The following is a 17,815-nucleotide window of genomic DNA, read 5'->3' on the forward strand; positions in this document are numbered from 1 at the left end:
TTCAATGATAAGGAATTATCGTTTTAAGGAACGATTTTTCTGCGATTTCATTTTCACTTATCAGATGAACGCTATTCAGCCTTTTTTCTCCAAGCCAAACTTCGAAACGACCTACCCGTTCTCCGGCACGAATAGGAAGATTCGTTGCTTTCTCCCACTCGATACGGGTTAACAGCTTCTCGCGGTCAGCCTTCGGAATGCTAACATCGAGTGGATCAGTCGCTAAGACTTGGACCGGCTTTGTAATATGAGGAAACTCTCCGATAACCTGTCCAACATCTGCCAATCGAACAGTCTCAGTGTTTTGAAAGCCCCACTCTAAGAGTTTCTTAGCATCTCCGAATCGATCGGGCGCATTGAGAACGACAACTAACAATTGACGTCCTTCCTTCGTGGCAGAAGCCACAAGGCATTTGCCGGCAGCGGTCGTCGTCCCCGTTTTTATACCATCTGCATAAGGATAGTTCCAGAGCAATTTATTCGTATTTCTTACATCCATAAAAACGTCCGGTTCAATAAAATGAATTTCCGTTTCCTTTTGCCGGGTAATTGATTGAAATTGAGGAATTTGCAAACCATATCGTGCCATTACGGCAAGGTCATAGGCTGTGGAATAATGCTCCTTACGGGGTAAGCCATTAGTATTTACGAAATTTGTATCTTGAGCACCAAGAGCTAAAGCCTTACGATTCATAAATTTGACGAACTGTTCTTCACTTCCGGCGATATGCTCTGCTATTGCAACGCAAGCATCATTGCCGGAACGGACCAATGCCCCCGTTATAAGTTCATAGAGTGTAATCTTTTCTCCCGGGTCAAGAAATATGGTTGATTCTCCTACAGCCGCCGCTTTTTCACTGACCGTAACAACTTCATCCGGTCGACCTAACTCAAACCCTAAAATTGCGGTCATGATTTTGGTGGTACTTGCGGGAGGACGACGTTTATGCGCCTGTTTACTAAAGAGAATATCCCCAGTTGCCACATCCATCAGCACAGCAGCATCTGCGGTAACCCCTGAGGGACTCTTTGCAACCAAAGGTTTATTTTCGAGCTTATTAGCCGGGGCACCATATACAGGATTCACCAGTAACAAGCTTAAGACTATAACACAAAGAATAACGCAGTCCCAAGCCTGCGTCCACCTTAGCCTGATCATTTAACCACCTCAACTTTTCATTTATCATGAGGTAGTATCTCCGCTCTGGTCATATGTTATTAGCTCATCAAGAGTTTGGAAAATATAACCCTCTAAAGTTAGTTGTTTAAGAATCACAGGCAAGGCTTTGACCGTATTTGCTTTAGGATGCATTAATACTATGGCTCCAGACTTATTTGGCTTAATTCCGAACCGTATCGCTGGATTAATGATTCGTTTAGCAATGATTTCCGGCGTGCTTTCTGGTCTCCAGTCAACCGTATCTAATGTCCAGAGAATGGTCTGATAACCTAGCTCATGGGCAGCTCGAAGTCCTGGTATACCCTTCTCACCATAAGGAGGGGCATACAAATGTGTCTTTTTCCCTATAATTCCTTCGATAATACTCTCAGTTTTTTTGATTTCTTCTCGATTGGTCTCCACGGACAGCAGATCTGGATGGGGATGAGAATACCCGTGATTTTCGATCTGGTGGCCTCTGCTATGGATTTGTTGCAGTAATTCTGGATTCTTCTTAGCCCAACGTCCTGTAACAAAAAAAGTTACATCTGCTTTGCCATTCTCCAATTCATCCAAGATGGCTGGGATATATTCTTCGCCCCAATCCACATTAATCGTTAAAGCCATGATTTTCTGATCCGTCTTGATCTGCTCAATTGGTTTAGAGACAGGCGTATTTGATGTTGTAACCCAACGCTCTGCTATAATTCCGGCGAGTAACAGAAAGAAAATCCCGCCAAACGAGAGTATTCGTCGCGAGATTTTTAAGTTAATGAACATATGCGTCCCCCCTTCCTTAAAATTTATGCGGATAGGAGGACTCACAGACTGATCATTTGTTGATTATTTGGTTAAAGTCGTTAAGATTTAGGAACCGTTGGATTCTCCTTACGGGGCATCGCCTCTTTGCGAGATAGATTTAACCTGCCTTGTTTGTCGATAGCAGTTGCTTTAACTGTAATCTCATCCCCAACTTTAACAATATCTTCTACTTTTTCTACACGTTCGTGAGCCAGTTGAGAAATATGAACGAGGCCTTCCTTACCAGTAAGTCCCAGAACCCCTGGAATGACTTCAACAAAAGCGCCAAAATCCATAACTCTTGTTACCTTACCTTGATAGATCTTGCCAACTTCTACTTCCTGAGTCAGGGCCTGAATAATTTTCAAGGCCTTCTCTCCACCGTCGCCACCAACTGAAGATATGAAGACACGTCCGTCATCCTCGATATCAATTTTGACATCAGTTTCCTCTACAATCTTCTTAATGGTTTTTCCTCCAGGTCCGATAACATCACGAATCTTATCCGGATGAATTGTGGCGGTGATAATTCTTGGTGCATAGGAAGAAAGTTGCGGTCGAGGCTTGTCCATCACAGCCAACATCTTATCTAAAATGAAAAGTCGGCCGGCTTTAGCTTGGGTTAAAGCTTTTAAGAGAATCTCTCTGGATACACCCATGATTTTAATATCCATTTGCAAAGCGGTTACCCCTTTGCTGGTTCCAGCCACTTTAAAATCCATATCCCCAAAGTGATCTTCCATGCCTTGAATATCAGTAAGAATGGCAATTTGATCTTCTTCCTTAATAAGGCCCATGGCAATCCCTGCTACTGGCGATAAAATAGGAACGCCTGCATCCATTAGAGAGAGTGTGCTGCCGCATACGGAAGCCATCGAACTAGATCCATTGGATTCCAAGACCTCAGAAACCAAGCGAATCGTATAGGGAAACTCGTCTTCGTTTGGTAAAACCGGGATTAAGGCACGTTCTGCTAAAGCACCATGACCTATTTCTCTTCGTCCCGGCCCACGCATAGGCCTTGTCTCTCCAACACTGTATGGAGGGAAATTATAATGATGTATATAACGTTTCGATCTTTCTAGGCCCAAACCGTCTAAAATCTGTTCATCCCTTGCAGCACCCAAAGTCGCTACTGTTAAAACCTGAGTCTGCCCGCGTGTAAAGAGGCCCGTCCCATGTGTACGAGGTAAGATCCCTACTTCGACACTTATCGGACGAACTTCATCAACTGCCCGACCATCAGGTCTAATCTGCTCGTGGGTGATCAATTTGCGGACAATCTGATGGACAATGTCCTCTAAAACATTTTTAATGACTCTTGAATCATCTGGGAACTCAGCTTCGAAATGAGCCAAAGTTTCAGCTTTAACTTCGTCAATTGCACTCTCCCGGGCTTTTTTCTCCTCCACGCGGACAGCCTTATCTAACCTGTCGTAAGCATAGGCATTAACCGCTTCTACAATATTAGCCGGATTGCCTGCAATCTTTAATTCAAGTTTATCTTTTGCTAAGCCCATCTTAGAAGCTTCCTCACGATAGTCTTCAATAAACTTGGTTATTTTCTTGATTTCTTCATGTCCAAACATAATAGCTTCTAGGATTTTATCCTCTGGCACTTCATGAGCACTGGCTTCTACCATCATAACAGCATCCTGCGTTCCTGCTACTGTAAGAAGCATTTCGCTTTTTGCTGCTTGTTCAATAGTAGGATTAATGATGTATTCATCTTCTACAAGTCCTACCGTAACTGCCGCGATAGGACCTTCAAAGGGAATGTTTGATATGCTTAACGCTGCAGAAGCAGCATTGATTGCGGTAATATCTGTTGCACAGTCTTGATCAACTGACATTACTGCTGCAACCACTTGAACTTCATTGCGAAATCCTTGTGGAAACAACGGGCGGATAGGACGGTCAATTAAACGTGCTGACAGGGTAGCCTTCTCACTCGCTCTTCCTTCACGTTTAATAAATCCGCCTGGAATTTTGCCTGCAGCATACATACGTTCTTCAAACTCAACAGTCAAGGGAAAGAAATCAATGCCCTCTCGAGCTACAGTACTGCATGTAGCAAATGCAGTCACCACTGTATCTCCATAGCGGAGAAATATTGCACCTCCCGCTTGCTTACCAAGTTTCCCGGTTTGGAAAGTCATAGTTCTTCCACCTACCGAGAGTGACTTTTCTAGTATTTCCTGTTTCACAATGGAACCTCCTTAAATCTATTCAAATCCTTTTTAACTTGTTTTCTCTTCGACATATTGTTATTATTTCCTGCAATTTGCAGAAATAAAACTAAGTTAGCAATAATATCTCTTATACTGCATAAAAACCATCTTTTTACTATCATTTATAGGCATTACAGCCATAGAAAGGCACTTAATCCCCCTAAAAAGAAACCTTACTCCTTAGGTTTCTCTTACCGAGCGCAATTATGTAGAATATTCTAAGTGTCCCTAGACATAGTTTTAATTTCAAATCATGCGTCTTGAGAACATCGCCCTCAGACCTCGACTTCGCTCAGTGTCTTTTAAAGGAGAAAGAAGCGGATCTATGTGATCCGCTTCTTTCTCGCCTTTAAGCTAGATTATTTCCGCAAGCCAAGTACACCAATAATATTACGATAACGATCAAAATTAACGTTCTTTAGATAAGTTAATAACGCACGCCTGGAACCAACCATTTTCAAAAGTCCACGACGGGAATGGTGGTCTTTCTTATGCGTCTTAAAGTGTTCTGTTAAATACGTAATTCGCTCAGTGAGAAGCGCAATTTGCACTTCCGGAGAACCGGTATCCCCTTCGTGTTGTGCGTGCTTTAAAATAATCTCTTGCTTTCTCTCAGGTGTCATCATGATAAAATTCCTCCAATTTTTATAATTCCCGACTGCCCAGGTTAACGTTGGAGACTTCGTTTAGCCGAGTCAGTGGGTCCTAATAGTTTCTAAAGTAGTATACATGTTAATTATTGATTTGTAAAGTTAGTCTGCGATAGGGCGTTATTGCTGTCTTGGCGATCTTGGATTTCATCTAATACCCCTTTAGCATTTGAGCAATCTCTTTCTAACTGAGTCAAAAGCTCGTTAACCCCATTAAATTTTCGTTCGTCACGCAAACGTTCTTCAATACACACTGTGATTTCCTTGCCATACAGATCACCTTCAAAATCAAAGAAATGGACCTCCACCACAGTATCATACACTTCATGAAAGGTTGGTTTCATTCCGATGTTCATCATCCCTAATACGCGTTTTTCATCAATAGTACTCCAAACTGCGTAAACCCCTCGCTTCGGAATCAAAAAATCGTCTGAAGTTAGAATATTGGCTGTAGGGTAACCAAGCATCCGTCCGCGCTCTTCCCCATGTATAACTGTCCCACGCAGGCAAGGAAGGTGTCCAAGCAGAGAGCTTGCCAATTGAATATCCCCTAGTTGTAATGCTTTACGAATACTGCTGGAAGAGATCACACGGCCACCCAAAGTCTGAGCCTGAAGCACACTCACTCCAAAGCCATGCTTTTGCCCTAAGGCTTGAATCAACTCGGAATTACCTTTACCTTGAGCACCAAATGAATAATTAAAACCAACCACAACATGAATTACCCCAAGAGGTAAAAGAATCTTCTCAACAAACTGTTCTGGAGAAGTATTCGCCATCTCCATTGTAAAGGGCAGATGGTAGACTGTACGAACCCCAATCTCCTCCATATAAAGTAATCGCTCTTGAGTCGTGGACAATAGTTTTACTCCCCTTTCGGGAAATAATACTTTTAGCGGATGAGGCTCAAAGATCAAAACATCAAGCCCCACCCCTAAACGCGCGGCTTGTTCAAGCCCATGCTCAAGCAATCGACGATGTCCCAGATGTACCCCATCAAAATTACCTAACGCTAAGACACAAGGTTCTCTTTCCATAGGCAGACTTGTTCGAACTTGCACCGATCTGACCTCCTAAATATCAGAACTAGTCAGCGACTTTCTGACTAGTCATTTGAAAACTTTATGTGGGTAAAGAGCTTCCTCACGCCAAACCCCTATTCCGATTAATTCTTCACTCTCCATAACTTGTACGTAAGGCTCTTTTTTATCGTCTAAAATCTTAACTTGTTCTCTTTTAGTTGGCAACCCATTCCTGAAAGCATTTGAACGCAATCCGGATAAGGAAACCTTAGGCAGATCAATTCCAGCAGTTAACGGCAGTATAAAGGAAAAATCGCCGTCACATACAGCCTCTTCAATCTCTTCAAGCGTCCAACTTTCTTGGATCTTAAACGGCCCGGAACGAATTCGTACTAAATAGGACATATGTGCTCCACAACCTAAAGTTTGTCCAAGATCATGACAAATTGTCCTTATATAGGTCCCTTTTGAACACTCAATGTCCAAGATAGCTTTTGGAAACTGTCCATCAAACCATTCTTCAAGGTTCAATTTATAAATAGACACTTCACGTGGATTTATCTCGATCGGTATCCCTTTTCGAGCATATTCATAGAGATGTTTACCTTCTTTACGAACTGCGGAATACATCGGAGGAACTTGGGATATCTTACCTGTAAAATTGGGCAAAATTCGTTCTAATTCACTTCGGTTGAGTATTGGTGAGGTCTCGCGGATTACTTTACCATATGAATCCTGAGTATCTGTCGTAACGCCAAACGTCAATTCGGCAATATATGCCTTCCCTTGCTCTGTTATATACTCTGCTAAACGGGTTCCCTTGCCCACACAGATCGGTAACACACCAGCAACCCCTGGGTCAAGAGTTCCTGTATGTCCAACTTTTTTTATCTTTAGAATTTTTCTTATCCAGACAACAACATCCGAAGAAGTCATTCCAGGCGGTTTGAGCACGTTAATAATTCCTTCCAATCCTTAACGCCTCCTCAATCGCACTAACTATGCTTTGCTTCGCATCCTCTATTGGGACTCTGAAGGTACAACCCGCAGCTCGATTGTGTCCTCCTCCGCCAAACTTAGCTGCAATCGCATTAACATCCAACCAGAGATTCGAACGCAAACCTGCCTTAATTTCTAAAGGTCCTGCCTCTTTAAGTAACACAGCTGCCTCAACGCCCGCAATACTGCGTGCGTGATTAACCAAACCCTCACTTAATTCTTGTTCTGCGCCGCTCTTTTGAAAATCCTCTAAGCTTAAAGTCATAAGGGCCAACTGCCCTTCGGCGTGGATTTCCAATCCATTTAAGGCATATTGAAGTAGCTTGATTTGGGAAAGTGGCTTTTGATCAAAAATTTTGTGGTGAATACTAACCAAATCTATACCTAGATCCAATAGTTCTGCAGTCAGACGATGAGTCTGAGCTGTAGTATTACCATACTGAAAACACCCTGAATCCGTCACAATGGCTGTATAGACATTTGTAGCAATTTCACTGTCTATCTCTGCACCTAAAAGGTTAATGAGAGTCAAGGCAAGCTCTCCAACAGCACTTGCTTGGGCATCAACCCAGTTGATGTGTCCAAAGTGTTGATTCGAGATGTGATGATCTAAGTTAAGTATTGTACTTACTTTAGAGATATCTGACGTCAAAAGGTTAACTCGTCCCAGATCTGTACAGTCCACAAATACAAGAGTCTCTGGTTGAGGATCAGGAAGTTGCTGACTTATACGGGATGAACCCGGCAAAAACATTAAGTTGCTTGGCACCGGATTCGGGTTATAAAACGATACCTCTTTGCCCATTTTTTCCAATGCCAAACCGATGGCCAACATTGATCCTAAACAGTCGCCATCCGGAGATACATGGGAGAAAAGCGCCACCTTTGGCGCTTTTCTCAGGACTTCAATGAACTCTTGGACAAGGGTGTTTTCATTCATGGGATTCTTCCTTACCCGTTTCATCGGACACCTTAACATCTTTTAGTAATTTTGCAATGTGTGCACCATGTTGAATGGAAGGATCGTATTTGAAAACGATCGATGGAACATGTCTGAGTCTTACCCGTTTTCCAATTTCAGATCGAACATACCCTGCCGCGCGATTCAAGGCATCCAATGATGCATTTCCTTCATCCTCAGTGCCCAAAACACTTATATACACTTTTGCGTGTGATAAATCATCTGCAACATCCACACTTGTGAGAGTAACAAATCCAATACGAGGATCCTTTAACTCCACTCGAATAAGTTGAGAGATTTCCTCTTTAAGTGTTTCCGCTAACCGATTGGGTCGATGTTTTGACATACCTAATACCTCCAGGGCTGATTTACTGCTATAATGTCCGCTTTACTTCTTCCATAACAAATGCCTCAATAGTGTCTCCCTCTTTGACATCATTATACTTTTCTATGCCAATTCCGCATTCGTAACCCTCAGCAACTTCTTTTGCATCATCTTTAAAGCGCTTAAGAGATTCCATAACGCCTTCATGGATTACTATACTATCACGAATAACGCGCACTTTTGCAGAACGTATGATTTTTCCTTCTGTCACCATACAACCAGCGACCGTTCCCGCTTTAGGGACTTTAAAGACCATACGGACTTCAGCCTTGCCTACGACAACCTCTTTGAAGGAAGGATCCAGCAAGCCAGTCATAGCAGCTTTAACATCCTCAATGGCATCATAGATGACTCGGTAAAGTCTCACATCTACGCTATCCAGTTCAGCCGTCGCCTTCGCGTTGGCATCTGGTCGGACATTAAAGCCCAAAATAATTGCATTTGAAGCTGACGCGAGCATAATGTCATTTTTATTGATTGCACCGACCCCGCCATGAATTGGATTGACGCGTACCTCACTCGTCGAAAGACGAAGTAAGGACTGCTTTAAGGCTTCGACTGAACCTTGTACATCTGCCTTAATGATAATGTTTAGGTCTTTGATCTCGCCCTCTTTTATCTTATCAAAAAGGTCTTCTAAGCTCACTTTAACAGCCACGCTTTGCTTGGACTCTGCTACTTTTCGTACAGCAATACGTGCCGATGTTATTTGACGAGCCAATTTTTCATCTGCTACAACATAGAAAGGTTCCCCAGCTTCAGGCACTTCGGACAAACCATGCACTTCCACGGGCATGGAGGGACCGGCCTTTTTAACACGTCGGCCTTTTTCATCCAACATGGCCTTAATTCGACCATAGGCACAGCCGGCAACAGCCACATCTCCAATGTTAAGCGTACCCTTGGAAATAAGAACGGTAGCGACAGGTCCTTTACCCTTATCTAATTCGGCTTCGATGACTGTGCCAGCAGCCGGACGATTGGGATTTGCTTTAAAATCACGAACTTCAGCGACTAATAAAATCATCTCAAGAAGTTGTTCGATGTTTAGTTGACTTTTTGCCGATACAGGAACGGCAATCGTATCTCCGCCCCATTCTTCAACGACAAGACCGTACTCGGTCAGTTCCTGTTTTACTTTTTCAGGAACTGCATTTTCTTTATCTATCTTATTAATAGCTACAATGATAGGCACGTCAGCTGCTTTAGCATGATTTATAGCCTCAATGGTTTGTGGCATAATTCCATCATCAGCCGCTACTACCAATATAGCGATATCAGTTACTTGAGCACCACGAGCACGCATAGAGGTAAAAGCTTCATGCCCAGGTGTATCCAAGAAGGTAATCTTTTGACCATTAATTTCAACTTGATAAGCCCCGATGTGTTGAGTAATTCCTCCCGCCTCCGAAGCCGTTACATGTGTTGTTCGAATAGCATCAAGAAGGGAAGTTTTTCCGTGGTCGACATGTCCCATTACGGTAACTACAGGTGGACGGAAAACGAGGTCTTTTGGATCATCTTGGATCTCTTCAATAACAGCCATTGATTTCTCGGCTTTAACCTCAACCGTAACACCCATTTCACCTGCCAGGATGGTGGCTGTTTCAATGTCCAATTCTTGATTAATTGTAGCCATAACTCCCAGAGTCATAAGCTGTTTAATCAGTTCCCCAGCCTTACGGCTCATTTTAGAGGCTAAATCTTGGACAGATATTGATCCTTGTATCACAATATGCTTTGGAGTCGTATCCCTAACTTCTTTTTTTGGATGTTTTTGAAAGCGTCTATGTGGTGACCGGATGGCATTTTCTCTTTCTTTTTCTACTTCACGTTTCCGTTCATAAGCCTTATCCTGGGCCTTCTTATTTGCAGGCATCTGTCTTTTAGCTTGCTCTACGATGATTGGTGACGGCGGGGCACCTCCACCAGCACGTGGAGCCATTCCTGGACGATTACCTTGCGATTGACCTTGATATCCTGGACGGGCACCTTGCGGTTGACCCTGATATCCTGGTCGGGGACCTTGCTGCTGACCTTGATATCCTGGTCGCGGGCCTTGCGGCTGACCCTGATATCCTGGTCGCGGGCCTTGCGGCTGACCTTGATACCCTGGTCGCGGGCCTTGCGGCTGACCTTGATACCCTGGTCGCGGGCCTTGCGGCTGACCTTGGTACCCTGGTCGCGGGCCTTGCGGCTGACCTTGATACCCTGGTCGCGGACCTTGCGGCTGACCTTGATACCCTGGTCGCGGACCTTGCGGCTGACCTTGGTACCCTGGACGCGGACCTTGCGGCTGACCTTGGTACCCTGGACGCGGGCCTTGCGGCTGACCTTGGTACCCTGGTCGCGGACCTTGCGGCTGGCCTTGATATCCTGGTCGCGGACCTTGCGGCTGGCCTTGATATCCTGGTCGCGGACCTTGCGGCTGGCCTTGATATCCTGGACGCGGACCTTGTGGCTGGCCTTGATATCCTGGTCCCGAGCCTTGCGGCTGACCTTGATACCCTGGTCTAGGGCCTTGCGGCTGACCTTGATACCCTGGTCTAGGGCCTTGCGGTTGACCTTGATATCCTGGACGCGGACCTTGCGGCTGACCTTGGTACCCTGGACGCGGACCTTGCGGCTGGCCTTGATATCCTGGTCGCGGACCTTGCGGCTGGCCTTGATATCCTGGTCGCGGACCTTGCGGCTGGCCTTGATATCCTGGTCGAGGGCCTTGCGGACGTCCTTCTAATTCCGAATTAGGATTTTGAGACTGCCCTTCTGTACCCTGACGAGGACCTTGTGACTGTCGTTCTATTGCCGAACGGGGTTCTTTCAGCTTACCTTCTTGTGCTGATTCAGATACTATTGGCCTTTTTTCCTCAGTATTTTTGTGTTCAGAATGCTCCAAATTTATCTCCTTTCCTTTCAGTTGGTTCCTTAATCGATCTGCGTCATTTTGATCGACCGTACTTAAATGGTTTTTCACATCAGTTCCCATAGCCACGAGTCTTGTCATCACTTCTTTACTGCTAAAATTCAATTCTTTTGCTAATTCATGAACACGAATACTCATTTAACCACCCCCACATAATCGGCTCCCACATTACGCTCCAAGCATCAGCTCCTTGCTAGTAATATAGCCTTAGCAAACCCTTGATCCAAAATAAGCACTGCTGAACGCGGCGAAAGTCCTATAGAACATCCTAGTTCTAGCTTTGTACCAGTGATATACACTGGTAATTTTATATCATTAGCCCACAGAGTATACTTTTTTTGTGCTCCGTGAGCATCCTCCGCTATGATAAGAAGAAAGCCTTTTCTTTTTTTAATCATGGCCTCAATTTGAGCATCTCCAGAAGCAATTTTTCCGGCCCGCCGAGCAATTCCAATTAAAGATTGGGTACGTGTATTCACAAAGATATTTTTCCTTCCAAGTGAGTAAAAACTGCTGGATCTACATCCACTCCAAAAGCTTTCCTGAAGCGACGCTCTTTGACGGCGGTTTGAAAACAGACAGAATTAGAGCAAAGGTATGCGCCACGACCATTCCGTTTTCCAGTGGGATCGAGCTCTACAATTCCTTCTGGAGTTCTAACGATTCGCAAAAGCTCTTTTTTGGGCTTCATTTCTTGGCACCCTAAGCACATCCGCATCGGGACTTTTCGTGTCTTCATACCATCACCCCTTTCCTTTCTTTTTTTTCTCCTTAGGACGCTCGTTGATGCCAGTTAATAAATCCTCAACTATTTTATCCGGGACTGCTTCAGTAACTATCGGATCGACATCATTTTCAAGGGGCTCCAGCTCCTCTGCATATCCGGCATATGTTTCATTCTCATTATTTTCAGCGTTTTCGGTAAGTTTTAGCCCTTGTGTAACCGTGTCTTCTTGATACTCTTGTTCTTCTTGATACTCTTGATATCCATCGGATTCTGCGTACTCATCATATTCAGAGTATTCCTCATATTCGCCATACTCATCATAATTTTCATACTCTTCTTGTCCTTGGGGAATGATATTATGAGCGATGGCCTGAGATTCACTTTTTATATCAATCTTCCAACCCGTAAGTTTGGCCGCTAATCGTGCGTTTTGTCCCTCTTTTCCAATCGCCAAAGAAAGCTGATAATCCGGAACCACAACAATAGCAACCTTTTCATTGAGTTTAGGATATACTTGTAAGACTTTTGCAGGAGATAGGGAATTAGCCACAAATTCTTGGGGATCGATTGAGAAGTTTACAATATCAATCTTTTCTCCTTTTAATTCTGTGACAATAGTCTGTACGCGCACTCCTTTAGGGCCAACACATGCTCCTACAGGGTCAACGTTTGGATCACGTGAATAAACTGCGATTTTGGAGCGAGCTCCAGCTTCACGAGAAACTCCCTTTATTTCTACGATCCCGTCATGTATCTCAGGAACTTCAAGCTCAAATAAACGTTTTATTAAGCCTGGATGTGTTCGGGAAAGCATAATCTGTGGGCCCTTCGTCGTTTTCTTAACCTCTACGACATAGGTTTTGATACGCTCAAACGATTGATATCCTTCTCCAGGTATTTGTTCCTGTGCAGGAAGTACAGCTTCTACTTTCCCTAAATCAACAATGACATTCTTCTGTTCATACCGCTGGACAACTCCGGTAACGATATCCCCTTCACGATTGACAAATTCGTCATAAATCATGCCGCGTTCTGCTTCTCTAATGCGTTGTACGACAACTTGCTTCGCAGTTTGCGCAGCAATTCGCCCAAACTCACGAGGAGTTACTTCGTATTCCACAATGTCTTCAAGTTGGTAATTAGGATCCAGATTACGCGCCTCCACCAAGCTAACCTGAGTCCGAGCATCCTCCACGAGATCGACAACGGTTTTACGGGCATAAACTTTAAACTCACCGGTTAAACGATCAATAAGAACTCGTACATTTTGTAATGATCCGAAATTCTTCTTGTATGCGGAAATCAGTGCAGCCTCAATCGCCTCAAATAGAATTTCTGCAGAAATTCCCCGTCCTTTTTCTAACTCGTGAAGGGCCTCGATGAACTCCATATTCATTTTTCCTTTTTCCTCCTTATTCTATTGTAAAAAATAATCTAAAAATCCAGTGCCAAATGAGTTTTCTTTACCAACGTGCGTGGAATGGCGACACGCTCATCATTGTATTCTAAAACGATCTCATCGTTGATTAGTCCAACAAGATTTCCGGAAAATTTCTTGTACCCTTGAAACTGGGAACTGGTATGGACATTAACCAAACTTCCCTGAAAACGAACAAAGTCCTCTTCCTTTTTAAGAGGACGTTCAAGTCCAGGAGAAGACACTTCCAACATATAGGCTTGCGGAATAGCATTTTTTTGATCAAGCATTTCACTTACAATGTGGCTGATAGTTGAACAATCATCCATATCCACGCCACCGTCTTTATCTATGTAAAGGCGCAAATACCAATGCGCACCTTCCTTTAAGTACTCTACATTGACTAATTCGAGGCCTTTCTCTCTTACGAGTGGTTCAACCATAGACGCGATTTGTTGTTCTATTGCTTCATTCATATGAATTCGCTCCTTTAAACGTAACGTAATGGACATTCTCCTCATAGTCTTACGAAGATGTCCTCAAGTTATACTTACGCTACGAATTGGACAAACGAAGGAGCGGGCTAGAACCCACTCCTTACCATCAAGACTACAAATTTCCTTATACTAATATAGCATATTCGTTAGAACTGTGCAACCTGCTACTAACTTTGACCAATTAAATCATGTTATAATTTTAAAACACAACGAATCTCTAAAATTGCAAATGAAAAGGTAATACTTGATGTTGTTAAATAAGCAAATAGCCAAGATTATTAAAAGTATAACCAATGATAATTATTCCAACTGTCACAAGTCCGGCAAAAACAACGAGAAGCTTGGTTTTGACCACTTTTTAATTCCATCCCCTTATCTTCACAGATGACTCGATGTATTATCCATGTTTAGACCAATGTTATCAAACAACTGTTTTAATGCTTCAAGGTTCTTTCTATTAATAGAGTATTTCATCCAAACTCCATCACGCCTGCTGTCTACCAAACCACTTTCGCTTAAGATTTTCATATGGTACGAGAGGGTAGGCTGGGTGATGTTGAATTCCTCTAAAATATCGCAAGCACACAGTTCTCCATTGGAAAGCATGTCAAATATTTTAAGCCTGGTTTCATCTGACAGGGCTTTCAAATACATGGCATGTACCCCATAATCCTCTTTCAAAATTCTCACCTCGGCGATTAAAATTGCGCAATACACATTGACACTTCTCTATGTCTATTATACGACGATATAGAGAGATGTCAATGTGTATGTTGTTTAAACTTCACTTCTATAAAACTTTTGATGTCCATACGGCAATAACGTAAATTGGCATATATCCGTTGCCTTAATACTTTGAGGCAACGGATATATGCCAATTTACAATAAAGATTGTTTTAAATCAAAAAAGATTAGTTGACTAGCATTTAGGACGATTCATCAGTGCGTAATACAGTTTATTATCTTTAAGACCGTGGCATCTAAGGATCTCTCATTCTTCAATCGGCTTAAGTTAGTATTTCGATGGTTTTTTGAAACCACATTTCGATGGATATTAATATTCTTCTCTTTTACCGAATTCAGCAGATTCTACCCATTCTTCTGAGTGATTAATGAGGGTAACTATCTGATCAATTATTGCATAATGATCCTCTTCTTGTTTTATCAAGTATTCAAAAACCTTTTTCGACTCATTATCCGTTGCTTCAGATAAGTATTTGCGATATAGGTTTATACTTTCTTTTTCATTTTCTAAAGCTGACCTGTACACATCAAGTTGATTAGGAACTTGTTTAAGTTCATTTTTAAGAGTCCCCAGGTCATTAAACACGCTTTTAGCTTCAGATAGCGTTTCACTTTGTTTTAAATCGAAGGATAATTTATTAACCTTATTTTCTAAAATCTTAGCATGTATATTTTCATCTTTCGCTAACAAAAGAAAGACAGTGCTTAAACTATTGTCCTTATTGATTTTAGCTTGCTCGGTGTAATATTTCTCTCCTTCAAGTTCCATTTTGATTGCAAACTCTAAAATATCCATAAACTAACCTCCCTAATAAATATTAGTATGCCCTTTTCGACGGGATGTGGAACAATCAACTGATTACATTATAGTACTTATTATTTAAAATTACTATGACTTTATACTATTTATTAATAAGATAATTTAGAATTTAATTATATTCTTATTGTTCCTAAAAAAGACCTCAAAAATACGGGATTTAATACTTTGTTCAACGTTATTGGTCATGCGTTTCAATAACCATATCCTAAGAAAAGGAAGTTCTGAGCTCCACAATGGAATGGAAATTCGGCCTATCTAACCCATAAATTCATGTCCTCAAAAGAACCTGCAATATGGCAATTATTAATCAGTCGCCCTTGATATCTGTATCCAAGTTTATAGAATACTCTATTCATCCCAAAAGACTGAGCGCGAGCTAATGTATATAGTATAAATGAACCATGCTTTTGAACTTCATGCTCTAAAATACCTAGTAAACGTTCGGACAGTGAATGTCCACGGTACTCTTCAATCGTTGCACAATCCGTCATTTCGCAACGATTAAAAAGATAATCAGGGTAAGCAGCTGCTACCCCAATCAGTTTCTCTTGTGAAAACGCTCCAGCAAAAATATTTCCATTATGCATTAAAGAACTGATATACTGAGAACTTTCCACCGGGGATGGGTAGCTTATAAAAACTTGTGTTAATACTTGCGATATTTGTCGGGCAAAGGTTTCATCTAAAATCTTCAATTCCATTCCGATTGGCAAACTTTGTGACTGCTTAATTGGTTCCGTCCTAACCGTATACACAATATCATTCTCTTTTTGTATCTTATCTGAAAGTCCTCTTGCCTTAAAAACGTAATAGGCAAGGCTAACCGCAAATTCCTCATAGTCATAACGAAAGATGTTTCCTTCGATATGAAAGCCGCATTTCACAAATTTAGGTACATCTCTGGGCAAGGCCCATAGCCAAATTTTTTCCAATTCCTTTGTAACTGCCAGATCAATAAGCTCCCGACTAAATAGAGAAGGCTTAGTTCCTAGTGGGTATCCGTTGACGACTAGGCGTTTATTCCTCTCATCCACCGAAATGAGACTTGGGGAACTTACTGCGCCCCTAGTGTTAAACATTTGCTCCACCTCCGCATCCGCCGGATACTTTTTTTCTCCTCTCCTGCCGCATGTTTTCTTGGGGTGTCAGACTAATCAGCCCGCCTTTCAGCAATTTAGCAAGACCAATTTTACGAGTTTTGGAACTGCTGCAGGTGTTTGCGCATGTCTTGCAACGGCTTGTTTTATCTTCTGGTTCCTGATATACGCTGATAACTCCTTCATAATTACGAAGAATTACTTTGTCATTTGATTGGGAAATCAAATAGTTAGGTTGAAGGGGGATTTTACCTCCACCTCCCGGGGCATCGACAACAAAGACAGGCACAGCAAAGCCAGAGGTATGTCCTCTAAGCATTTCAATGATTTCCAAACCAGTACTGACAGAAGTTCGAAAGTGCTCAATGCCACTGGATAAGTCGCATTGGTATAAGTAGTAGGGCCTCACCCGGCATTTTACGAGTTCATGAACCAGTTTTTTCATAATCACAGGACAATCATTGATTCCTCTAAGCAAAACCGTTTGGTTCCCAAGTGGAATACCCGCATTAGCCAGTTTGTTCAGAGCATTGCGTGCTTCAATCGTAAGTTCCTTGGGATGATTAAAGTGGGTGTTGATCCAGATTGGATGGTATTTTTGAAAAACTTCAATGAGCTTATCCGTAATTCGCATCGGCAATACTACTGGGGTTCTTGTCCCAATGCGGATAATCTCAACATTAGGAATCGAACGAAGGTTGGATAAGATATAATCCAGCCGATCATCAGAAAGGGTCAATGGATCCCCTCCGGAGATCAGGACGTCACGAATCTGTGGGTTGGAACGGATATAGTCCAGGGCGAGCTTAAATTGATTCAATGGTAAAGCCTTGTCCGTTTGTCCAGCCATTCTCCTTCTGGTGCAATGTCTGCAGTACATTGAGCACTGATCAGTTACCAGGAGTAACACTCGATCTGGATAACGGTGTGTCAATCCTGGTACCGGAGAATCAGCTTCTTCATGCAGTGGATCTTCTAAATCACATGAGGATTTGCTCAATTCGTGGATTGAAGGAATTGCCTGTTTTCTAATAGAGCACTCTGGATTCTGGGGATCCATCAGGGAAAAATAGTATGGAGTGATTGCCATTCGGAAATTTTCCAGGCACTTCTCAATCTGATCAGCTTCCTCGGAGGGAACAGACATAGCCTGCAGTAATTCCTTGTGGTTTGTAATCCTGTTAGACATTTGCCAGTGCCAATCATTCCATTGCTCATCATTTATATCAGGCCATAAGGTTTGTCGTCTTTGTTCATTCACATTCATTTGTTACCTCCTCGTCAGTTACCCTAATTTTCAGGATAGCCCCGAGCCCCGATCTCTTATCTTTCTTTAGAAAACCTTGTGAGAAATATCCTAATGCAACTGACAACTTTAATAA

17 protein-coding genes and 1 pseudogene are annotated in these 17,815 nt (G+C 42.6%); all 18 read right to left on the reverse strand.

What is annotated here, in order from left to right; genetic code table 11:
* Position 1: 1 nt before the first annotated feature.
* Positions 2-1,159 (reverse strand): D-alanyl-D-alanine carboxypeptidase family protein, encoded by a 1,158-nt coding sequence (locus M8E35_RS10260; RefSeq protein WP_252468778.1) that lies wholly within the window; start codon positions 1,157-1,159, stop codon positions 2-4.
* 24 nt (positions 1,160-1,183) lie between these two features.
* Positions 1,184-1,939, reverse strand: coding sequence for a polysaccharide deacetylase family protein (locus tag M8E35_RS10265; RefSeq protein ID WP_252468779.1), 756 nt, complete (start codon positions 1,937-1,939; stop codon positions 1,184-1,186).
* A gap of 80 nt (positions 1,940-2,019) precedes the next feature.
* Positions 2,020-4,167: a polyribonucleotide nucleotidyltransferase gene (locus M8E35_RS10270; protein WP_252468780.1), complete on the reverse strand. Its 2,148-nt coding sequence runs from the start codon at positions 4,165-4,167 to the stop codon at positions 2,020-2,022.
* A gap of 383 nt (positions 4,168-4,550) precedes the next feature.
* Positions 4,551-4,817: a 30S ribosomal protein S15 gene (gene rpsO, locus M8E35_RS10275; RefSeq protein ID WP_289710772.1), complete on the reverse strand. Its 267-nt coding sequence runs from the start codon at positions 4,815-4,817 to the stop codon at positions 4,551-4,553.
* A 110-nt stretch (positions 4,818-4,927) separates the two neighbouring features.
* On the reverse strand, positions 4,928-5,902 hold the full coding sequence (locus M8E35_RS10280; RefSeq protein ID WP_252468781.1) for a bifunctional riboflavin kinase/FAD synthetase: 975 nt from the start codon (positions 5,900-5,902) through the stop codon (positions 4,928-4,930).
* Between the two features lie 48 nt (positions 5,903-5,950).
* On the reverse strand, positions 5,951-6,835 hold the full coding sequence (truB, locus tag M8E35_RS10285; protein ID WP_252468783.1) for a tRNA pseudouridine(55) synthase TruB: 885 nt from the start codon (positions 6,833-6,835) through the stop codon (positions 5,951-5,953).
* Entirely contained in the window at positions 6,819-7,802 is a 984-nt protein-coding gene (locus M8E35_RS10290) for a DHH family phosphoesterase (protein ID WP_252468784.1), read from the reverse strand. Before M8E35_RS10290 ends, truB begins: the two co-directional genes overlap by 17 nt.
* Positions 7,795-8,169 carry a 30S ribosome-binding factor RbfA gene (gene rbfA, locus M8E35_RS10295; RefSeq protein ID WP_252468785.1) on the reverse strand — a complete coding sequence of 125 codons (375 nt, stop codon included), beginning with the start codon at positions 8,167-8,169 and terminating at the stop codon, positions 7,795-7,797. Before rbfA ends, M8E35_RS10290 begins: the two co-directional genes overlap by 8 nt.
* Before the next feature lie 28 nt (positions 8,170-8,197).
* Positions 8,198-11,269: a translation initiation factor IF-2 gene (infB, locus tag M8E35_RS27175; RefSeq protein ID WP_252468786.1), complete on the reverse strand. Its 3,072-nt coding sequence runs from the start codon at positions 11,267-11,269 to the stop codon at positions 8,198-8,200.
* Between the two features lie 44 nt (positions 11,270-11,313).
* On the reverse strand, positions 11,314-11,610 hold the full coding sequence (locus M8E35_RS10305; RefSeq protein ID WP_252468787.1) for a L7Ae/L30e/S12e/Gadd45 family ribosomal protein: 297 nt from the start codon (positions 11,608-11,610) through the stop codon (positions 11,314-11,316).
* Positions 11,607-11,870: an RNase P modulator RnpM gene (rnpM, locus tag M8E35_RS10310; RefSeq protein WP_073032855.1), complete on the reverse strand. Its 264-nt coding sequence runs from the start codon at positions 11,868-11,870 to the stop codon at positions 11,607-11,609. The genes M8E35_RS10305 and rnpM overlap by 4 nt, the downstream gene beginning before the upstream one ends.
* Positions 11,871-11,874: 4 nt before the next feature.
* A complete protein-coding gene (gene nusA / locus M8E35_RS10315) occupies positions 11,875-13,254 on the reverse strand; it encodes a transcription termination factor NusA (protein ID WP_252468788.1) in 1,380 nt (459 codons plus the stop codon).
* Positions 13,255-13,292: 38 nt separating this feature from the next.
* Entirely contained in the window at positions 13,293-13,751 is a 459-nt protein-coding gene (gene rimP / locus M8E35_RS10320) for a ribosome maturation factor RimP (protein WP_252468789.1), read from the reverse strand.
* Between the two features lie 274 nt (positions 13,752-14,025).
* Positions 14,026-14,130, reverse strand: a pseudogene (locus M8E35_RS10325) (permease); the annotation flags it as partial.
* 20 nt (positions 14,131-14,150) lie between these two features.
* Positions 14,151-14,453 carry an ArsR/SmtB family transcription factor gene (locus M8E35_RS10330; RefSeq protein ID WP_289710773.1) on the reverse strand — a complete coding sequence of 101 codons (303 nt, stop codon included), beginning with the start codon at positions 14,451-14,453 and terminating at the stop codon, positions 14,151-14,153.
* A 373-nt stretch (positions 14,454-14,826) separates the two neighbouring features.
* Positions 14,827-15,312 (reverse strand): ferritin-like domain-containing protein, encoded by a 486-nt coding sequence (locus tag M8E35_RS10335; RefSeq protein ID WP_252468790.1) that lies wholly within the window; start codon positions 15,310-15,312, stop codon positions 14,827-14,829.
* A 275-nt stretch (positions 15,313-15,587) separates the two neighbouring features.
* The gene (ablB, locus tag M8E35_RS10340) at positions 15,588-16,415 is read right to left on the reverse strand and encodes a putative beta-lysine N-acetyltransferase (RefSeq protein WP_252468791.1); all 828 of its coding nucleotides are present in this window, start codon (positions 16,413-16,415) and stop codon (positions 15,588-15,590) included.
* Entirely contained in the window at positions 16,408-17,700 is a 1,293-nt protein-coding gene (gene kamA / locus M8E35_RS10345; protein ID WP_289710774.1) for a lysine 2,3-aminomutase, read from the reverse strand. Before kamA ends, ablB begins: the two co-directional genes overlap by 8 nt.
* Between the last annotated feature and the right edge of the window lie 115 nt (positions 17,701-17,815).

It is taken from the genome of Desulfosporosinus nitroreducens (assembly GCF_023897015.1).
Lineage (GTDB): Bacteria > Bacillota > Desulfitobacteriia > Desulfitobacteriales > Desulfitobacteriaceae > Desulfosporosinus > Desulfosporosinus nitroreducens.